Genomic DNA, 18,919 nt, shown 5'->3' with positions numbered 1-18,919 from the left:
CGCCTTCAGAAAACCGCAAGCATGCCAACAGGTTATGGCAGCCACACGGGGACGTGACCCCCGGAATCCTTCCACCGGGGGGCGAAAATGGTGTATGTTGCGCCTGCGTCGAATGGTCGACGCATGGAACGTCGCAAACCGGTTGGCTTTAACCAAGCGACCGCTTTGCCTGGCCCGCCGCTATCGGGGGCCTGAACCAACTGGAGGGCGCTCGATGGCCCGTACAGCTACGCTGCCGGTTCTCAACGGAGAATCGGGACTTTCACGCTACCTCGCCGAGATCCGCAAGTTCCCGATGCTGGAACCGCAGGAGGAGTACATGCTCGCCAAGCGTTGGCGCGAGCATGACGACAGCGACGCAGCGCATAAACTCGTGACCAGCCACCTCAGGCTCGTGGCCAAGATCGCCATGGGCTATCGCGGCTACGGCCTGCCGATATCCGAAGTCGTTTCGGAAGGCAATGTCGGCCTGATGCAGGCGGTGAAAAGGTTCGAGCCCGAGAAGGGCTTTCGCCTCGCCACCTACGCCATGTGGTGGATCAAGGCGTCGATACAAGAGTACATTCTGCGATCGTGGTCGCTCGTGAAGATGGGCACCACCGCGAACCAGAAGAAGCTGTTCTTCAACCTGCGCAAGGCCAAGAGCCGCATCAACGCGCTGGATGAAGGCGATCTGCATCCGGATCAGGTCAAGCTGATCGCGAAGCGCCTCGGCGTGACCGATCAGGACGTGGTCGACATGAACCGCCGCCTCGGCGGCGACGCCTCGCTGAACGCGCCGATCCGCGACGACGGCGAAGCGGGCGAATGGCAGGACTGGCTGGTCGACAATACGCCCAACCAGGAAGCCATCATGGCCGAGCACGAGGAATACGACCACCGGCGGCAGGCGCTGAACGGCGCGATCGGCGTGCTCAACGCGCGCGAGCGCCGCATCTTCGAGGCGCGGCGCCTGGCCGACGAGCCGATGACGCTCGAGGACCTGGCGGCCGAGTTCGGCGTGTCGCGCGAGCGCGTCCGCCAGATCGAGGTGCGCGCGTTCGAGAAGGTGCAGTCCGCCGTCAAGGGCGCCATCGCCAGGCAGGAGGCGGCGGCCCTGGAGGCCGCGCACTAGACGCGCGGCTTGCTTGAAGGTGGTTTTTGGATGCGATCGGAGCCGGCGGAGACGCCGGCTTCTTGTTAGGTGCAGTTAGTCGGGCGCGGCGCGGGCGAGCTCGGCGAGCGCACAGCCCTCGCAATAGCGGGCGTCCTTGTAGTCGATCCAGTTGTGCGCATAGATCCGCTCCCGGGCGATGCCATAGCGCAGCCGGAGCAGCTTCGAGAGCACGCGCCAGGCGGCGACCTGGGCGTCCGTGGCGGGCCGGGTGACGTCGGGATAGTTGCCGGCGAACTCCACGCCAATGGAATTGTCGCGCACGACCTTGCGATAGGTCGGGCCGTTGTCGATATAGCGGTTGTCGTTGCGGTTGGCGCCGTCGCCATGCAAGGTCACCAGGGTGTCCGGCACCGCCCAATACACCGTGCCGTCGGTTTCCACCCAGATCGTGACGCCGCGCCGTTTCGGGTTCTTGGCCTGGGCCAGCGCCCCCGCCCGCGCCGACCCGGCCGGACCCTCGGTCTGGTGGACGATGATGTTGGTCCAGGGATGGGCGAGGTGCGGATCGCCCCACGGCGCCAGCCAGACCATCTTCAGTCCCGGGATGTCCGGCGTGCCGGACGAACGGGCGAGCGACGTGAGATCCTCAGCCGCAACAGGCAGAGGCAGCGCGACGAGAAGCAGCGCGAGCGCTGCGCGGAGGGAGAACAGGACCGGCCTCATGGCCGGCAACGATAGCACCGGCTACCCGGCGGCGGCATCCTGCCGACGCGGCGGCGCCATCATCGGCTCGACCTGGTCCGGCGCCAGTGTCGGCGTCTCGTGGTCGGCGGCGAAGACGGCATAGCGGTTCTTGCCCTCCTTCTTGGCGGCATAGAGCGCCTGGTCCGCCCGCGCCATCAGCCGGTCGGGGAAGGCGCCGACATCCTCGGTCCATTCGGCGATGCCGATCGAGACCTCGATCGGCACCTCGGCGCCGGCACAGGCCTCCGCATCGTCGCGGCAGACCTGCAGGATGCGCCGCGCGATCATCGCCCCTTCGCGCAAGGCGGACGCCGGCAGCACGATGCAGAATTCGTCGCCACCGGTGCGCGCCAGCATGTCGCCGGGGCGCAGCCGGGTCTGGGCCATCAGCGTGAAGTGCTGCAGGCAGGCATCGCCGGCAGCATGGCCATGGGTGTCGTTGATGATCTTGAAGCCGTCGAGATCGATCACCAATAGCGCGAACGGCCGCCGCGAGCGCTCGGCGCGCGCGCATTCCTCGCTCAGGCGCTGCATCAGGTGACGGCGGTTGGCGACGCCGGTGAGATCGTCGAGCAGCGCGAGGTCGGCGACCTCGTTGCGCAGCCGGTCCACCGCCATCAGCAGGAAGCCGAAATTGAGCGACATCGACAGGAAGATCAGCAGCAGCACCGCGGCGGCCTGACCGCTGGTGGAGCGGCTGAAATTGAAATCGGCGCCGATGAACGCCCCGATCGAGCGCGCGGCAAACACCGCGATGATCAGAACGGACAGCAGGCCGGCCAGCCGCGCTCCCGGATTGACGGGCCCGCGCCTCGCATCCAGCACCAGCCGCGCGATGATCGCCATGGGGACCGCCTGCCCGATCGAGTAGCACAGGATCCTCAGCGGGCCGTGGTCGTATCCGTATTGGAAAAATGCGATCGACGCGCAGGTCATCGCGACGACGGTCAAGCTCAGTCGCCACGACGCCCTGGAGCCGTAGAAGCGCTCGACGCCCATCGCCGCGAGGCAGATCGCGAAGGTCATCAGCGAGCCGCCGACCAGCAGCGGAACGAACGAGCCGAAATAGAACCGCGTCAGCGCGAACGCCGCCGCCGGCGCGCACATGAACGCAGATGCCGTCCAGTACCGCGCCGAATCCAGATTGGGATAGCTGCGCATCACGTAGGCCCAGATCAGGCCCAACGCGAGGAAATTGACCACGAAGGCGGTCCACAGCGTCGGAACGTTCAGCATCCCGACAGCAGGACGCCGCAGGTCCTGTCCTCGATGTTCAATAACGCCGCGCTCATGAGCTACCCTGTTGCTCGAGGCAACATGGGCGCGGCGCAGTTAACGGTTCCTCAAGGGCCCAACCAAGGTTGCGCCTTGGTTTTGAATCAATGAAGACACCTTTTACGATCCGCTAACCTTGTCACACCCCGAGCGCCAGCGGCGCAACTGGCCGGCGAATGCATCGAGCTGTGGATAAGCGCAACCGCGCTGGTGACAGCGTGAGGCAGAGCTTCGCGAATCTGCTGGGATCGACACCCGAGGCTGATGCATGGCTGGCGTGCGCCAGCGAAGCCTCGAAGTCGCGTTGCAATCCATCAACTCCTGACGAGGATTCCATGGCGAAGAAGGCGAAGAAGGCCGCAAAGGCCACCAAGAAAGCTGCGAAGAAGACCAAGAAGGCTGCCAAGAAGAAGTAGTTGCACTTCCCGGGTGGGAGCGCGGCTTCCACCCGGCTCTCAGTCAGCTCGACCCGCCAGCCGATCCTACGTCTCCACCGGTCGGCGGTTGCCACGCAACACGCCTCACCTGATATCGGGCGTACGCTCGAGCGTCACCTCGGCTTCGCGCAGCACGTCCAGCGGCGCCCACGGCTTGCTCCAGAACTTCGTGCCGCCCGGCAGCGGCTGCGACAACGGCCGGCCAGAAGTGACGACCACATTGATGTGGGGGTGACGCGCCTTGGCGAGATGGGCAAGCTCGACTCCGTTCATGCGGCCCGCCAGATTGACGTCGGTCATCAGCAACACGATGCGATGACCCGGCTTGTTCAGGACGAGTTCGGCGGCCTCCGCGCTCTCACACGCGATCACGTCGTACTCGCTCTCTTCGAGCAGCAGCGTGATCATCTCGCGCTGCGCCAGATCGTCTTCCACGATCAGTGCGGTGGCGCGAAAAGGTTGCGACTGTCCCATGCAGGTCCTCCACGAATGTGTGCTCGCAAAGTAATGTGAGTTAAAAGCTGAACGGCCGGATGGTTCGGTTCCAATCAGAAAAAGTGGCAGAAAACCCAACTGCAATTGGAACAGGCACGTAGAACCGGTCGATCAGGGGAGTGAAGCGACAATGACGATCATTCGAGGCGCATCTGCCGCCGTGACAGGCGCAGCCAGCGGCATTGGCCGTGCGCTGGCGCAGGAGCTGGCGGGGCGCGGTTGCGACCTCGCGCTCGCCGACCGCGACGAGGCAGGCCTCGCAAGCCTCGCCGCCGAGCTCACCGCAAGCGGCCGCAAGGTGACCACGCACCGGCTGGACGTCAGCGATGTGGCTGCAGTCGCCCAGTTCGCCGTAGACGCGACCCGCGCGCATCCCGGCCTCAACATCGTCGTCAACAATGCTGGCGTGGCATTGTTCGGCAGCTTCGCCGAGATCGATCAGGCGGAGATGGAGTGGCTGTTCAACATCAATTTCTGGGGCGTCGTGCACGGCACGCGCGCGTTCCTGCCGCATCTTTCGCGCCAGCGCGAAGCGCACGTCGTCAACCTGTCCTCGATCTTCGGCATCATCGCTCCGCCCGGCCAATCGGCCTACGCCGCGGCAAAGTTCGCGGTAAGGGGATTTTCCGAGAGCCTGCGTCACGAGCTCACAGCCGCCGGCAGTCCCGTGCGGCTGTCCGTCGTGCATCCCGGCGGCATCGCCACGGCGATTGCGCGCAATGCCCGTGCCGGCCAGGGCATGACCGACAATGCGCGCCGCGTGCAGGCCATCGAGCGGTTCGAGCGGCTTGCCAGGACCAGCCCGCGCGACGCCGCGTTGCGGATCATCGAGGGCATCGAGCCCAATGAGCCCCGCATCCTGATTGGCGGCGATGCACGCTTCATGGATCTCCTGCAGCGGTTCATGCCGGCCACCTATTGGCGCGTGATGGCGAAGCGGCTCGAGAAGGCGGCCGCAAAGCAGGGATGAGCCACGGGACAGGAGGCCCCGCCCCGGCTCGCGCCCGTGGCGGATACGCCGGAGCGATCGGCGTGTCGGCGAGCTTGATACTTCAGCCACCCAACGACCGGTCAGGCCGCTCTGATATGGGCTAGGAACTGGTTGACCTCGCTACGCAGCCGGGTCGACTGCTGCGCGAGCTCGCCGGCCGCCGACAGCACTTCGTTAGCGGCGTGGCCGGTCTGCACGACCCCGGACGTCACGCCCGCGATGTTGCGCGTGACGTCCTGGGTCTTGCCGGCGACGACGTTCACATTGCCGGCGATCTCGCGGGTCGCGGCGTCCTGTTGCGCGATCGATGAGGCGATGATGGTCGAGATCTCGTCGACCTCCTGGATCGTGGTGCAGATCATGCCGATGCTCTGGACCGCGGCGGCGGTTTCGGCCTGAACCGCGGCGATCTGAGCACCAATCTCTTCGGTCGCCTTGGCCGTTTGGGTCGCTAGCGTCTTCACCTCGCTAGCGACGACGGCGAATCCCCTGCCCGACTCGCCGGCGCGCGCGGCCTCGATCGTCGCATTCAGCGCCAGCAGATTGGTCTGGCTGGCGATCTGGGTGATGAGTGCGACGACCTCGCTGATCTTGCTGGCCGCAATGTTGAGCCGCTGCACCTTGTCGTTGGATTGCTGCCCTTCGTCCGCGGCCTTGCGAACCACGGACGACGCACGCTCGAGCGTCTTGCTGATCTCGTTCATCGAGGATGACAGCTCTTCGGCCGCCGAGGCAACGGTGTTGACATTGTCCGATGCGGAGCCGCACGCCTGCGATACCGTCAGGGCCTGCTGCTTCGACTGATCGATTGTCGCCGACATCGAACGGGCGGTCGCCTCCATTTCGATGGCCGCAGCCGACACTGCGTCGACGACGCCGCGGACGCTGGCCTCGAAGCCATCGGCCACCTCCATCAGCATGCGGCGCCGGTCCTCCTGGGCACGAGCCTGGGCCTTCTCCTGCTCCGCCTGCAGATCCCTCATCCGGACGGCGTTGTCCCTGAAAATCGAAACGGCGCGTGCCATCTGTCCGACCTCGTCCTTGCGCCAGTCCGCCGGGACGCGAACGTCCAGGTTGCCGTCAGCCAGCTCGCGCATCGCGCTCGTCATCTGGACGATCGGGCGGGAGATGCTGCGCGCGATCAGCAGCCCGGCGAGCGCGATCAGCACGAGGCCGGCCAGCGTCATCCCGATCGCCAACGCCCCGGCGCGATTGCGAGCCTGGATGAACTCGCTGTTGTCCATGATGATCTCGACGGCCCCGATCGGCTTGCCGGAGAAATCCTTGATCGGGCCCAGCAGCGCGACGACCGGAACACCCTTGAGCTGTCCTTGGCGCGACAGGAAGCTGCCGGCCGAGGCCTCCCGATAGTCGCCGCTTGCGAAGAAGGAGGTCTCCCCGATCGTCGTCGCGAACAGCTTGAAGCCGGTGTCGCCGGCCAGGCGGAACGCAACCTCGACATTCCGGCTGCGCTTGAACTCGTCGAAGAAGTTTTGGCCAAAGGTCAGGCCGAACTCGACCGAGCCCAGATGTTTGCCGGCGGAAACGATCGGTACGACGCCGCGGAGGCCGAGGCCGGCAACGCCGCCCTCCAGCCCGACGATCGGCTTGCGGTCGGTGTTGGCGGCCACCACCGTCTTGCGGAATCCCGACAGATCGTCGCCGAACTTGGCCGGCTGGTGCACCCGCAGGAAGGACATCGCCGGCGGCGTGTGAAACTGAAACTGGTCGACGCCATAATCGGATTTCAGGCTGGCCATGCCCGCGCCGAACAGCCGCATCAAGGCGTCGCGGTCGTTCTGCGCCATGGCGTCCTGGACCGCGGGGATGTTGGCGACCACCGCGCTCATCGCTTCCGCGCGGGTCGACTCCAGCTGCAGGCGCGAATTGAAGGCGTCATATTGGGCGTGGAGCTCGCGCTCATTGGCGCGGTCGATGATGCCGCCGATGATCCACATGGCGACCAGCAGCACGAAGAGGGCCGTCGCTGCCGCACCGATCACCAGAGAAAGGGTGATCCGGGTTCTCAAGCCACTAAACTTCAACATGCGATCCTCGAACGTCGACCGGTGTTCGAGTATTGCAGCGTTGCAACTAATTATTCCTGAACGAGTCAACCAATGGACTGGACCAACAACAAATTAGCTGCTGCGGGGCGGGAACGGCTATCGCAGCCTTCCGCCGCACACTCTGCTCTTAACCTGCCGCAATCCATGCTGGTTGCAGATCATTTCACCTCAACCCTTCACAAGTCCCGTCGGAACATCCTGACAGAGCAGAACGTCCGACCTGTCCGGCAGGGCGCGTTCAGGCGACAGGACCGCCGCGCGCCCGCCAGCCGCTCATGCCGCCAGCATAGTGGCGGATATCCTGCCGCCCGGCCGACAGCGCCCGCCGCAGGGCGGTGGCCGAGCGACCGCCGGCCTGGCAGATCAGAACCACCGGCTTGTCGTGCACGAGGCTGCCCGGGTCGAAACGCGACAGCGGGTGATTGACGGCGCCGGGGATGTGGCCGCCCTTGAACTCATGCGGCTCGCGCACGTCGACGATGACGCAGCTCCGCTGCTGATGCGCCCGCACCAGCTCATCATGCTCGATCGCCGGCACGCTGGTCGACCCGGTCAACCTGCTGAACAGTCCTGATAGCATGGGAGGAACCTCTCACTGTTTGACATAGGGGCACTCGGGCGACTCAGCCTAGCCCTGTGTCCGCTTCGCCTTGGCCGCGGACGCTTCGACCCAGAAGAAGAACGCACCTGCACCGATCGCGAGCGCGGCGAACCAGACGCCATCCGGCACGCCGGTGATGTCGGGCAGCCGCACCTTGCCGAGCGCCCAAACATTCAGGACATGGGCCTTCACCCAGTCGAAGCTCAGCGCATAGAGGATCGCCCCGACGATCATGCCGAAAGCGCCCACTGCAGCATGAACGCTGCCGCTGGCAATGGCGCCGAGCGCAGTGCCCGGGCAGTAGCCGTAAACCACCATGCCGACGCCGAACAGCGCCGCGCCGAGCGCGACCGCAAGCATGTTGGCGTCCTTGACGTAATACTTGGTGTTGCCGGTATCGACCAGCAGCAGAACGCCGATGCCGCCGACCACGATCGCCGTGCCCATCACCTTCAGCACGGTGAAGTCGCGCAGCCGGAACTGGTTCTCGATCACGTTGCAGCTCGTGACCTTGCCCTGCTGCAGGAGATAGCCGAACACGGCGCCCATCAACAGCGGACCGGCGATGCTCATCAATGACGTCATGGCCCTTCTCCTATGCTTTGCGGAACATGACGCGCGACACAACCAGGCCGGTCGCGAACATCACGGCGAGGAACAGCCAGCTCGACAGCGCCAGTTGCAGACCGCCTGAAATGCCGTGGCCGCTGGTGCAGCCGCCGGCCAGACGCGCGCCATACATGATGACGATGCCGCCGAGAAACGCAGCGACGAAGCGCTTGAACACCGACGGACCAAAGCGCTCCCGCCAGACCTCCGGCACCAGTTCGAGCCGCCACGTGCCGGAGATGACCGCCGACAAGAATGCGCCGAGCGGAATGCCGACCAGAAACCAGACGCCATAATCCCATTTCAGCGGCATCGACTTCCAATAACTGTTGGCGGCGACGGCGTCGGATCCGATCACCGGCACGGCGAACAGCGACGCGATGCGCGAGAACGCCGTCGTCACGCCGAGTGGGTCGCCGAACCCGGCAAAGGCCACCCAGCTGAGGATGCCGATGCCGGCGCCGACCAGATAAGGCGACCAGTCGATGCGCCCGGACTCGCCCAGATCCTTGACCATGACGTCGTTCATCATTGCCACGACGGGCCCTCCCTGCTGACGCGGCCCAGCGCCGCGACCGACGCACGCTACTATATGCATACATTCGAATTTATGCAATTATAAATCGGCCGGTGCCGATAGGTGAAAGGCGAGATCCTGCGGCAGCGTGACGGCGAGGAATCAGCGGCACGGACGACCTCGGGGATGGCAGGCCCGAGCAAGCCGCAGTGGAGCATGATCCGCCGCAGCCCCACGCTCTGTTCATGTCGGCGCGGCCTCTCGCAGGTCCATCGTCACCACGCGACTCGGTCGCGCCGCTTACCGCGGCCGCGGGAGAAGTCCTCGAGATGAGGCTCGCAGGCCAACGCAGAAGCGATGCCCGGCGCGTGGTGGCCGGGCCTGCGCACCTGTCCAGCACTCCGACGCGGGCCGGCGAATGGCGGCGAGATCGGATCTGCGCGGCTCTCAGTCGCCGCGAGTTCCTAGGCGGCTCTCACGCCGGCGATGAACTTCTTCACTTCCATGCTCAGTCTGGCACTGTCGTCGGCCAGCGATTTCGCGGCGGACAGCACCTGGGATGCGGCGGTTCCGGTATCGACGGCACCGCGCTGCACATCCGCAACGTTGGCTGAGACCTGCTGCGTTCCCGCCGCCGCATGCTGGACGTTGCGCGAGATCTCCTGCGTGGCAGCGCCCTGCTGCTCCACGGCCGATGCGATCGTCGACGAAATCTCCTGCAATTTCTCGATGGTGATGCTGATGTCGCGGATGGCACCGACCGATTGCTGGGTGGCGGACTGGATGCCGGAGATCTGCTGGCCGATCTCGCCCGTGGCCTTCGCCGTCTGCTCGGCCAGCGCCTTGACCTCGGATGCGACCACCGCAAATCCACGGCCGGCCTCGCCGGCGCGTGCGGCCTCGATCGTTGCATTCAGCGCGAGCAGATTGGTCTGTCCGGCAATCGTATTGATCAGCTCGACGACGTCGCCGATGCGGGCAGCGGACTTCGAGAGCTCGCCGACCTGTTCATTGGTCCTGCGTGCCTGTGCCACCGCCTCATTGGCCATCCGGGCCGAATCCTGGACTTGCCTGCTGATCTCGTTGACGGACGCGGAGAGCTCCTCGGTCGCAGATGCCACCGACTGCACATTGGTGCAGGCTTCCTCGGAAGCCGCGGTGACGGATGTGGCCAGGTTCTGTGCGCGGCTCGCCGTGTTGCTGAGCCCGCCGGCGTGACCTTCCAAAGTGCTCGATGCCGTGGACACGGTATCGACGATCTCGCCGACCACGGCCTCGAAGCGGCCAGTGATCTCGTCGAGCCGCCGGCCGCGTTCCAGTTTCACCTCTGCCTCTCTCGAAGCGATATCGTCGGCCTGCTTCTTCGCAATCAAGGCGGTCTTGAAGACGTCCAGGGCGTCGGCCATCATGCCTACTTCGGTCTTCTGACCGCGATAGGGGATCTCGATCGCCAGGTTACCCTCACCGAGCGCCTGCATCGGCCTGATGATGGAAGCGATGCACCGGGAAATGTCGCGAACGAACCAGCTTCCGACGCCGATGCCGGTGAGAACGGCAAGGACGATGACCGTCGACATCAATGCAAATGCCTCGGCATAGCCATCCGCGGCGATCTTGGTTTCGGCGTCGGCGCCACGATTGTTGAGGTCAATCAGCTTTCGAAGAAATTCGTCCGACTGATTGGCGACGCTCCGGACCGTCTTGTTGAACAGATCGCTCGCCTGCTTGGTCGCGTTGCCGTTCCCTGCGCGCAGCACCTCGAGCACACCATCGGCAGCCTTGACATATTGCTCCCAGCCCCGCGACCAGCTCTCGAACAGGCTGCGCTCCTCGGCCGACGAGATCATCGCCTCATAGGAGCGGCGCGCCGTCGCGATGACGGCGAGCGTTGCCTTCATGTTGCGGTCGAGATTGTCCTTCTCCTCAGTCGTATCTGCCGTCATGTAGGCTCGCAGCTGCGCCCGATTGAGATTGATCGCCGAACGCAACTCGCCGAGCACGCGCACGCTCGGCAGCCAGTTCTTGGCGATCTGTTCGGTATGCGTATTGATTGTCTGCATGCCGCGGACGGCCAGCAACCCGACGATGGTCATCGCCACCAGCAGCAGCGCAATGACGGCCGCCATTTTTGCTCGAATGGAGAGTTGCGACATCACGCGTGCCTTTCGTAGTCCCGGCGATTCGTATCGGTCCGCCGCATGATTGCGTCGTCCCCTCGCGACGGTATCACCCGACCTTCGCAAATTGGTTAACGGGCGGGATTTCCAGACTGGAATCTACCAACGTCATGATCGGGCACGATGGTCCGAATGCCGTGTTCGGCACGCATCTCCTGTGGCCGATCCGCGCTCCGGCGTGACGACGCAAAGACGCGTGTCTTCGGGCTCGATCCGATCTGATCGGACAATGTTCTTCGTCGGAGGCTTGAAGTGCGCCGACACGCCACGCGTCGACGAGCCTGTGACAGACAGGTCCCGGAGATTCATGGATGCTGCGCCTTGACGCTGCATGTCCCATGCCGCTCAGCAGAAGCAGGCTCGCTTCCGCAGGATGCCTCAAGAAGGCATGACGGAGGGCGACTGAACCGGGCTCTGCGCCGGCTTGGTGGCGAACAGCCAGCGGTCGACGACAAAATCGGTGACGGCCGCACCCAACCACATGCCACCGAGCACGATCCACGCTGTGAGCGCAAACACCGATGCCCCGGTTACACCGGCGCCAACGGCGCAGCCGCCCGCCAGCATCGCGCCGAATCCCATCAGGACGGCGCCGATCATGTAACGGCGCATGCCGCGCCCATCCGAGAAGCCTTCGAGATTGAGTTCACGCGCCAGCGCGGCCGCAACGAACGAGCCGATGAACACGCCCGGAATGATGCCGAGATCGAAGCCCGGCTTCAGTTGCGGGCTGGCGAGCACCTGCATCAGCAGCTCCGCCGACGGACCGCTGAATGTCAGGCTCTTCAGCGGCACCGGCGAGAACGAGGCCTGGCCGAGCTGATAGGTAAGGAGCCAGCCCCCGGCGACTGCCGCGCCCGCGGCCACCGCCGAGCGCAGGATCTTCGGGCCAACCTGAAACTTCGACACGGCGGCGAGCCCGGCCAGGAACCACAGCATTCCGAAGCCGAGCTTCTCGGGCGTACCCCCGCCGAACAGGCTCATGATGTCGCGCGACGGTCCGCCGTCGACGAGCCAAAGATTGGTGAGCCACTCGCGTGCCGGCGCAAGCAGGCCGCGATAGGCCGACTGCGCCGTCACCGCGAAGACGAGGCCGGACAGCAGCGCCCGCAGATTGCCGTTGGCCGAGAGCACCAGCAGACGGCTGGCACAGCCTCTCGCCAGGATCATGCCGCAGCCGAACAGCGTACCGCCGATCATCGCGCCGGAAATGCTGCCCTGCTGCGCCAGCTGGCGCGCTTCGGAGACGTCGAGCAGGCCCATCGCCACCAGCGCCTGGGTGCCCAGCAGCGCCGAGGCGAAGGTGAGGAGCCACACCGCCAGCCGCGGACCGCCCTGCCCGCGCGCGAACTCGACCGTGGCCGCCCGGAGGCAGAAGCGGCTGCGCTGGGCGAAGAAGCCGAACGCGCCGCCGGCCGCGAGCCCGCACAGCAGCGACACCAGCTCCTCACCCAGAAGGTCGATCAATGCGGTGAGCACAGGCGCTCCCGTCGTTCAGGCCTACCGCTCAACATGCCGGGCGGCATCGGCAAGGACGCATGCGCCCGTCACGGGCGCAGGTAGGCGTATCCACTCTGCTGCAGCTCCGTGAGGCGCACGACGCCGCCCTTCTCCGCCACCGCGAACCCTGGCAAGAGATCGTCGAGTTTCACGCCTTGCGCCTTCATGGTGTTCGCACAGGCCTCGAAGCCGACGCCAGCCTTCATGAGGCGCTCGGCCAGAGCCGAGATGGTCTGGTCGGCCGAAATCGCATGAAAGGCCCGCAAGCCCGGACCGTGGATCACCAGGCGAATGTCTGCGCGTCCAGGTCCTCCGGTGCCATCGACGTGGTTCTGGAGGTTGCCGAGAACGAACAGGGCGCGGTCCTGATCGGCGAGATGATAGGCGACGCGCTGGCGCGGAGATTCCGTCGCCGCGCGTGCGCTGCTGACACCGAAGATTCCAAACAGGCCGGCAAGACCGGCTTGCATCAAAGATCGACGTTCCATGGTGGCTCCTAACGCGCGGCTGCAATGAATCCTGCGATGCGATCAGCGGCATCCTCGGCGGCGAGATCGCGAAAGAAGTGATCTGCGTCGTCAATCGTCTCCAGTCGGACACGGCTGCCGGCGCGTGACGCCAGCGGCGCGAACGACGCTGCCACGTCCGGTACCGTCTTGTCTTGCGCTGCCGCAAGCACCAGAACCGGCAGGCTCACATCGGCGACCAGCGCCGCCGTATCCTGACGCCGGTCGGCGCGATAGAATGCTGCGAATGCGCGTGCCGTCACCTTGGCATCGCGGCAATAGATGAAGCCCGGCACCGACATCCAATCACCGCCGCGCCCGGCGGCGATCGCTGCCTCAGCCTTGTCGAGCAGCGGCGCCAATCGCTGGCCGTAGCTTTCCGCATAGGCGTCTCTCAAACCGGCCTCGATGCTCGCCGTCGCGGGCGCCAGCAGGATCGCACCGTCGACCGCCGCTCTGGGATTGGCGGCCAGATAGCGCGCGACCTGATTGGCGCCGCGCGAATGACCGAGGACGAAGACGTGCGACGACGTCTTGCGCGCTTCACTCAGCCAGGCGGCGATCTCCACGACAGCATCGTCCGTCACATAGTCATGGGGTTTGGCACAATCGTACATGCCGGTGCGGCGATCGAGACCGAGCACGAGATTGTGCGCGAGCGAGGCGATCCCCCGCTCGGCCAACGCCTTGGACAGGCCCTGGATGGTCTCCATGTCCTTGTGCGCGAGCGTGCCGTGCGTCATCAGCACCAGCGGCACATCCGGTCCAGACTGCGCCGGCAGTCGGAGCGTGCCGAGCGCCGTACGCCCGCCGATCGTGAGCTCGCGCGGCTCCTCGGCCGCGAAGGCGATCGACGCAATGAACGAGACGACAAGAGCGAGCCACCACCGCATCGCAAATTCCTCAGGGACGCACGATCGTCCAGTTCTTCTCGGACAGCTCCAGCAGGGTCGCGACCCCGGTCTTGACGACCGTGACACCGTCGAGCAGAGGCGGCTGCCGTCCCTCCTTGCTCGCGAGCGTCTCCAAGGTATTGCCGCAGGCGATGAAGCTCACATTGGGCATCGACTTGGCGAAGCCGAGCACCCGCTCCTTCACCGGCGAGCGGTCGGCCAGCAGCATGTCGAGGCCGCCATTGAACGCAACGATCACGATCTCGACCTCCGCGCCCTCGCCCGAATAGTGGCGGGAGACATTCGCGGCCACGTCGAGCACCGCGCGCATCTTGGCCGGATCCTCGTCGCTGATCTGCAGCGCGAGCCTATGTGGCTCGGCTGCAGTGGCGATGGACGCAACCCCGCTTCCGGCCAGGGCGACGGATGCGGCCGCCAATAGCATCTGGCGGCGGCTGCATCCGGCAATCCTCACTCGACGCCTCGCGGCTTGCCGTCCTTGTCTTCCGGCGTGACGTCGACCGCTGTCGCGCGTCCGGTGATCTTGACCGGCGCGATGCAGTTCTTCATGCAAGGATCCTTCTGCCAGAACGCCTTCTCGCTCGTGCTCCGGTCATCCATGATGAACCCGCCCTCGTTCGGCATCTTGATCGTGGCGAGATTGCTGTTGCTCAGCTCGAAGTTCTGATCGGTGATCACGTCGTTCAGATACAGCACATAGGCAACCAGCGCGTAGTACTCGTCGACCTTCAGCGACTGCGGGCTGCCGAACGGCATCGCGTGGCGGACGTAGTCGAACAGCGTCGAGGCGTAGGGCCAGTAGGAACCGACCGTCTTGACGGGATTGTCTGATGTCAGCGATCCCTTGCCGCCGGCGAGCACCGGCCAGCGGCCGGCACCCTCGCCGAATTCGCCATGGCAACTGGCGCAATTGTCCATGAACAGCTTCTCGCCCTGGGCGACGGTGCCCTTGCCGACTGGCAGCCCCTGCCCGTCCGGACGGACGTCGATGTCCCAGCCGCGGATCTCCTCGGCGCTCGGCGCGCGGCCGATGTTGAAGCGCTGCGCCGGCTTGGCATCGGACTTGGCCTCGGTCTTCTCGCTCGGACCGCCGGCGAACGCCACCGAGCCCGCAAGCGCTGCCAGCGCTGCGGCGGCAATGATGAGCTTAGGCGACCTCGACATTCTCGACCTCACCGTTTGCCTGCACATGCCAGGTCTGGATGCCATTGTTGTGATAGATGGAGTTGTAGCCGCGGACCTTGCGCAGCTCGGCCTTGGACGGCTGGACGTAGCCGGTCTCGTCCTGGACGCGCGACTGCAGCAGCAGCGGCTCGCCGTTCCAGTCGAACTCGTAGTAGAACCGGGTCAGCGCCTTGTCGAGCACCGGGCCGTCGATCCGCGCCGGCCACCAGTTGCGGCCACCATCGAGCGAGACGTCGACGCGCTTGACCTTGCCGTTGCCCGACCACGCCAGCCCTGAGACGATCGTAAAGCCCTTGCCGTGCTTGATCGGCGCCTGCGGGCTCGGGCTCGTGATCACCGACTTGGCATCCATCGCCCAGGTGAAGCGCCGCGCCTTTCCGTTCGGCAAGAGATCGGTGTATTTCGAGGTTTCCTCGCGGGTGTGCCAGGGCTGGTCGCCGACCTTGATACGGCGCAGCCACTTGACCCAGAGATTGCCCTGCCAGCCCGGCACGACCAGGCGCATCGGATAGCCCTGCTCGGGATACAGCGCCTCGCCGTTCATCTTGTAGGCGATGATGCAGTCGTCGAGCGCCTTCTCGATCGGCAGGCTGCGATCCATCGACGCGGAGTCGGCGCCCTCGACCAGCAGCCATTTGCCGTTGGTCTTGACGCCGGCCTCTTCGAGCAGGGTGCGCAGCGAGACGCCGGTATATTGCACGCAGTGGATCATGCCATGCGTGAACTGGCAGCCATTGAGCTGGGCGCCGCGCCACTCCATGCCGGAGTTGGCCGCGCATTCCATGAAGTGGATGCGGTTGACGCGCGGGTAGCGCTTGAGCTCGTCGAGCGTCAGCAGCAGCGGCCGCTCGACCAGGCCATGGATCATCAGCCGGTGATCGGCCGGATCGACGTCGGCCACGCCGCCGTGATGGCGCTCGAAGCACAGCCCGTTCGGCGTGATGATGCCTTCGAGCTCATGCAGCGGCGTGAAGCTGACCGAGGATTCGCGCGAAGCCGTCAGCCATTCGACGTCGCGGCGGACGACGTCCTTCTCGAACTTCGACGGCTTGCCGTAGGGGCGCACAGCGACGCCCTCGCCGAGGGTCCGCGTCCATTCCGGCACGTTCGGCGGCTGGTTGGCGGGATTGCCGACGCCGGCACGCGCCTGCGAGGCCAGCGCCGTGGCGGCAAGACCGCCGGCTGCGGTCAGGAAACCACGGCGCGACGCGCGTGTGGCTGAGGGAAGTAGTTTGTCCTTGGACATCGTCGTCACACTCCGGAGACTTTGACGGCCCGGTTGGGCTCGAGACGAACGGTTTTCTGGCGCTGCAGATAGCTCGACACGACCTCCCAGATCGGCGGCCCCTGCGTGCCTTCGTTGACGCTGGCCCAGCCCGCGACCTGATACTCCCGCGTCGGATCGATCGCGGCCCCGGTCTTGATCAGGCGCATGTCGGAGATGCGCTGCCCCTGCGGCTTGTTGACGTCGATGGCGTAGGACATGCCGCCGATGCGGACCATGTCGCCGCCCTGCTGGTAGTAAGGATCGACGTTGAACAGGTTGTCGGCGACGTCCTCGATGATCTCCTTCAGCCGCGTGCCGGTCATGCCCATGCGATAGACGGCCGGATAGGTGATCGCGGTGGCGTTGGTGACGTCCTCGAACGTGATGTCCTGGCCCGGCATCACGCTGGTGCCCCAGCGGAAGCCCGGCGACAGCGCGATCTCCGCATCGCGCTCCTGCAGCAGCGCCTGGCAGATGAGGTCATCGAACGTGCCGTTGAAATTGCCGCGGCGATACAGCAGCGTCTCGGTCCGCCCCAGCGGGCGGGCGAGATCCGCGGCAAACGGCTTGCGCACCTCGGCGATCTTGGCCGCCATCGCCGGATCCGGCGTGATCACGTCGGAGAACAGCGGAATCAGCTTGTAACGATAGCCCTTCACTTCGCCGTCCTTGACGTCGAGATCGAGCCGCGAGACGAACTTGCCGGAGGAGCCCGACGCGATCAGCAGCGTCTTGCCGACCTTCACGGCCTCAGGCAGCGCATCATGGGTGTGACCCGTGAGAATGACGTCGAGACCCTTGACGCGGCTGGCCAGCTTGCGGTCGACGTCGAAGCCGTTGTGTGACAGCAGCACCACGAGGCCGGCGCCGTCCTTGCGCGCCTTGTCGACCTGGGTCTGAACATCCTCCTCGCGCACGCCGAACGACCAGTTCGGAATCATCCAGCGGGGATTGGCGACCGGCGTATACGGGAAGGCCTGGCCGAGCACCGCGATCTTGACGCCGCCGCGCTCGATCATCGTCGAGGCTTCGAACGCCGGCTCGTTCCATTCGGTGTCGCGGATGTTGAGGCCGAGGAAAGGGAAGCCCAGACCATCGACCGCCTGCTTGACGCGCTCGGTGCCGTAGGTGAACTCCCAATGCCCCGTCATCGCATCCGGCTTCAGCAGCGCCATGCAGTCGATCATGTCCTGGCCGCGGGTCTTCAGCGACGACCATGAGCCCTGCCAGGTGTCACCGCCATCGAGCAGCACGACCTTGTCGCCGCGCTCGGCGCGGATGGCCTTGATGACGGTGGCGGCGCGGTCGAGCCCGCCGATCCGCCCGTAGGTCTTGGCGAGCGCCTCGAAATCCTCCGAGGTCAGCGCATAGGCCGACGACGAGCCCGGCGCGATGCCGAAGCGGGTGAGGAAATCCTTGCCGGTGACATGCGGCGGCTGGCCCTTGGCGTCACCGACGCCGAGATTGGTCGACGGCTCACGGAAATACAGCGGCATCAGCTGGCCGTGGATGTCGGTGACATGCACCAAGGTGACGTTGCCGACCGGATCGAACGCCAGCAGCTCCTTCTCGGTCAGCTTCTGCTGAGCAAAGGCGCGGGTCGCACCCGCAAGACCGGAGCCACCCGCCAGGGCAGCCGCCGCCAATGCGACCTGAACGAATTCGCGACGCGATATCATGATGTATCTTCCTTGTGTCCGCGGCTAGTTGCGGACCGACGGTGTCTCGACGGGCAGCCCGATGCCGCGCCAGGCGACGTAGACTTCGAGCGCGAGGAACTCGTCCGACAGCGGCTTGTAGGGCACGCCGCGAACGTCGAACATGCAGCCCTCGAACCGTTCGTGCAGCGGGATCAGGCGCTGATCGCGCAGCCGGTAGGTCGGAAAGCCGTTGGTCTGGCCTTGGCTCAGAAAATCGGCGCGCATGAACTTGCCGTTGTTCTTCTCGTGGCAGGACGCGCAGGCGAGATCGAGCTGCCCGACCCGCGTATAGTAGATCTCCTTGCCCTTCTCGAACCATGGCGACATCGGACCGTCGGTCTTCACCGCCACCGGCATGCCGCGCGACTGGTAGCGGACGAACGCCGTCATGTCCGTCAGTTCCTTCGACTTGAAGGCCCAGGGCTGCGCCTTCATGTGCTCGGTGCGACAGATGTTGATCTGCTGCTCGAGATTGACCGGCTTGTTGAGCTTATCGCTCCATTTGGGCATGGCGGCGCCGACGCCCTTCATGGTCTTTTCCGCCTCGCCGTGGCAGCTCATGCACGACTTGCCTTCGCTGCCGTCGACCGTCTTCCAGACGTCGGCGGCCCGCTCCACCGCGAGGAAGCCGGGATTCTCCAGGTCGTCATCCTGGAGCGCGCGCGTTTCCTTGGTGCGGAACTGATAGCCCGAGATGATGGTCTTGAAGACGTGACCGGGAGGCGCCGGAATGCCCTTCCGTTCGGCCTCCTGGCCGAACGTCGCGACTGCGGACAGGGCCAGCGCGGCCGAAGCCAGGACGGCGAGAGAACCGTAGCGAATGGACATCCGTCACT

General features: G+C 65.4%; 19 protein-coding genes. 2 read left to right on the top strand and 17 right to left on the bottom strand.

Features of this window, described 5'->3' with window-relative positions:
• Positions 1-214: 214 nt before the first annotated feature.
• On the top strand, positions 215-1,114 hold the full coding sequence (rpoH, locus tag QX041_RS24650; protein ID WP_315754871.1) for an RNA polymerase sigma factor RpoH: 900 nt from the start codon (positions 215-217) through the stop codon (positions 1,112-1,114).
• 75 nt (positions 1,115-1,189) lie between these two features.
• Here the strand turns inward: rpoH and QX041_RS24645 are convergent, their stop codons facing one another.
• The 4 genes from QX041_RS24645 to QX041_RS24630 form a co-directional block, all read right to left on the bottom strand.
• Positions 1,190-1,819, bottom strand: coding sequence for a peptidoglycan recognition family protein (locus tag QX041_RS24645; protein ID WP_316166787.1), 630 nt, complete (start codon positions 1,817-1,819; stop codon positions 1,190-1,192).
• Positions 1,820-1,840: 21 nt separating this feature from the next.
• Positions 1,841-3,076 carry a GGDEF domain-containing protein gene (locus tag QX041_RS24640; RefSeq protein ID WP_316166786.1) on the bottom strand — a complete coding sequence of 412 codons (1,236 nt, stop codon included), beginning with the start codon at positions 3,074-3,076 and terminating at the stop codon, positions 1,841-1,843.
• A 178-nt stretch (positions 3,077-3,254) separates the two neighbouring features.
• Positions 3,255-3,563 (bottom strand): hypothetical protein, encoded by a 309-nt coding sequence (locus QX041_RS24635; protein ID WP_316166784.1) that lies wholly within the window; start codon positions 3,561-3,563, stop codon positions 3,255-3,257.
• Positions 3,564-3,636: 73 nt separating this feature from the next.
• Positions 3,637-4,026, bottom strand: a complete 390-nt coding sequence (locus QX041_RS24630; protein WP_315718298.1) for a response regulator — start codon at positions 4,024-4,026, stop codon at positions 3,637-3,639.
• A 151-nt stretch (positions 4,027-4,177) separates the two neighbouring features.
• On the opposite strand from QX041_RS24630, the gene QX041_RS24625 reads away from it, so the two are divergent.
• Entirely contained in the window at positions 4,178-5,017 is an 840-nt protein-coding gene (locus tag QX041_RS24625) for an SDR family NAD(P)-dependent oxidoreductase (protein WP_316166783.1), read from the top strand.
• Between the two features lie 101 nt (positions 5,018-5,118).
• Here the strand turns inward: QX041_RS24625 and QX041_RS24620 are convergent, their stop codons facing one another.
• The 13 genes from QX041_RS24620 to soxA form a co-directional block, all read right to left on the bottom strand.
• Positions 5,119-7,086, bottom strand: coding sequence for a methyl-accepting chemotaxis protein (locus QX041_RS24620; protein ID WP_316166934.1), 1,968 nt, complete (start codon positions 7,084-7,086; stop codon positions 5,119-5,121).
• Between the two features lie 259 nt (positions 7,087-7,345).
• Complete coding sequence (locus QX041_RS24615; RefSeq protein WP_315718300.1) at positions 7,346-7,687, bottom strand: rhodanese-like domain-containing protein; 342 nt, start codon at positions 7,685-7,687, stop codon at positions 7,346-7,348.
• Between the two features lie 48 nt (positions 7,688-7,735).
• Positions 7,736-8,293, bottom strand: coding sequence for a YeeE/YedE thiosulfate transporter family protein (locus tag QX041_RS24610; protein ID WP_315718301.1), 558 nt, complete (start codon positions 8,291-8,293; stop codon positions 7,736-7,738).
• Positions 8,294-8,303: 10 nt separating this feature from the next.
• Entirely contained in the window at positions 8,304-8,846 is a 543-nt protein-coding gene (locus tag QX041_RS24605) for a YeeE/YedE thiosulfate transporter family protein (RefSeq protein ID WP_315754875.1), read from the bottom strand.
• A gap of 452 nt (positions 8,847-9,298) precedes the next feature.
• A complete protein-coding gene (locus tag QX041_RS24600; RefSeq protein WP_316166782.1) occupies positions 9,299-10,987 on the bottom strand; it encodes a methyl-accepting chemotaxis protein in 1,689 nt (562 codons plus the stop codon).
• Positions 10,988-11,389: 402 nt separating this feature from the next.
• Positions 11,390-12,490: a YeeE/YedE family protein gene (locus QX041_RS24595; RefSeq protein ID WP_315754833.1), complete on the bottom strand. Its 1,101-nt coding sequence runs from the start codon at positions 12,488-12,490 to the stop codon at positions 11,390-11,392.
• Between the two features lie 68 nt (positions 12,491-12,558).
• Positions 12,559-12,999, bottom strand: a complete 441-nt coding sequence (locus QX041_RS24590; protein WP_409978004.1) for a DsrE family protein — start codon at positions 12,997-12,999, stop codon at positions 12,559-12,561.
• Positions 13,000-13,007: 8 nt separating this feature from the next.
• On the bottom strand, positions 13,008-13,910 hold the full coding sequence (locus QX041_RS24585) for an alpha/beta hydrolase (RefSeq protein ID WP_315826665.1): 903 nt from the start codon (positions 13,908-13,910) through the stop codon (positions 13,008-13,010).
• A gap of 10 nt (positions 13,911-13,920) precedes the next feature.
• Complete coding sequence (locus tag QX041_RS24580; protein WP_315718331.1) at positions 13,921-14,355, bottom strand: hypothetical protein; 435 nt, start codon at positions 14,353-14,355, stop codon at positions 13,921-13,923.
• 26 nt (positions 14,356-14,381) lie between these two features.
• Positions 14,382-15,140: a cytochrome c gene (locus QX041_RS24575; RefSeq protein ID WP_315772271.1), complete on the bottom strand. Its 759-nt coding sequence runs from the start codon at positions 15,138-15,140 to the stop codon at positions 14,382-14,384.
• Entirely contained in the window at positions 15,079-16,362 is a 1,284-nt protein-coding gene (soxC, locus tag QX041_RS24570) for a sulfite dehydrogenase (RefSeq protein ID WP_316166781.1), read from the bottom strand. The genes QX041_RS24575 and soxC overlap by 62 nt, the downstream gene beginning before the upstream one ends.
• A 5-nt stretch (positions 16,363-16,367) precedes the next feature.
• Positions 16,368-18,062 (bottom strand): thiosulfohydrolase SoxB, encoded by a 1,695-nt coding sequence (gene soxB, locus QX041_RS24565; protein ID WP_315718307.1) that lies wholly within the window; start codon positions 18,060-18,062, stop codon positions 16,368-16,370.
• A gap of 24 nt (positions 18,063-18,086) precedes the next feature.
• Positions 18,087-18,911: a sulfur oxidation c-type cytochrome SoxA gene (gene soxA / locus QX041_RS24560; RefSeq protein WP_315772267.1), complete on the bottom strand. Its 825-nt coding sequence runs from the start codon at positions 18,909-18,911 to the stop codon at positions 18,087-18,089.
• Positions 18,912-18,919 lie beyond the last annotated feature (8 nt).

The organism is Bradyrhizobium sp. SZCCHNRI2009 (genome assembly GCF_032485115.1).
Classification (GTDB): domain Bacteria; phylum Pseudomonadota; class Alphaproteobacteria; order Rhizobiales; family Xanthobacteraceae; genus Bradyrhizobium.
Note: the sequence above shows the minus strand (reverse complement) of the source record. Positions and strands in the feature narration are given on the sequence as shown.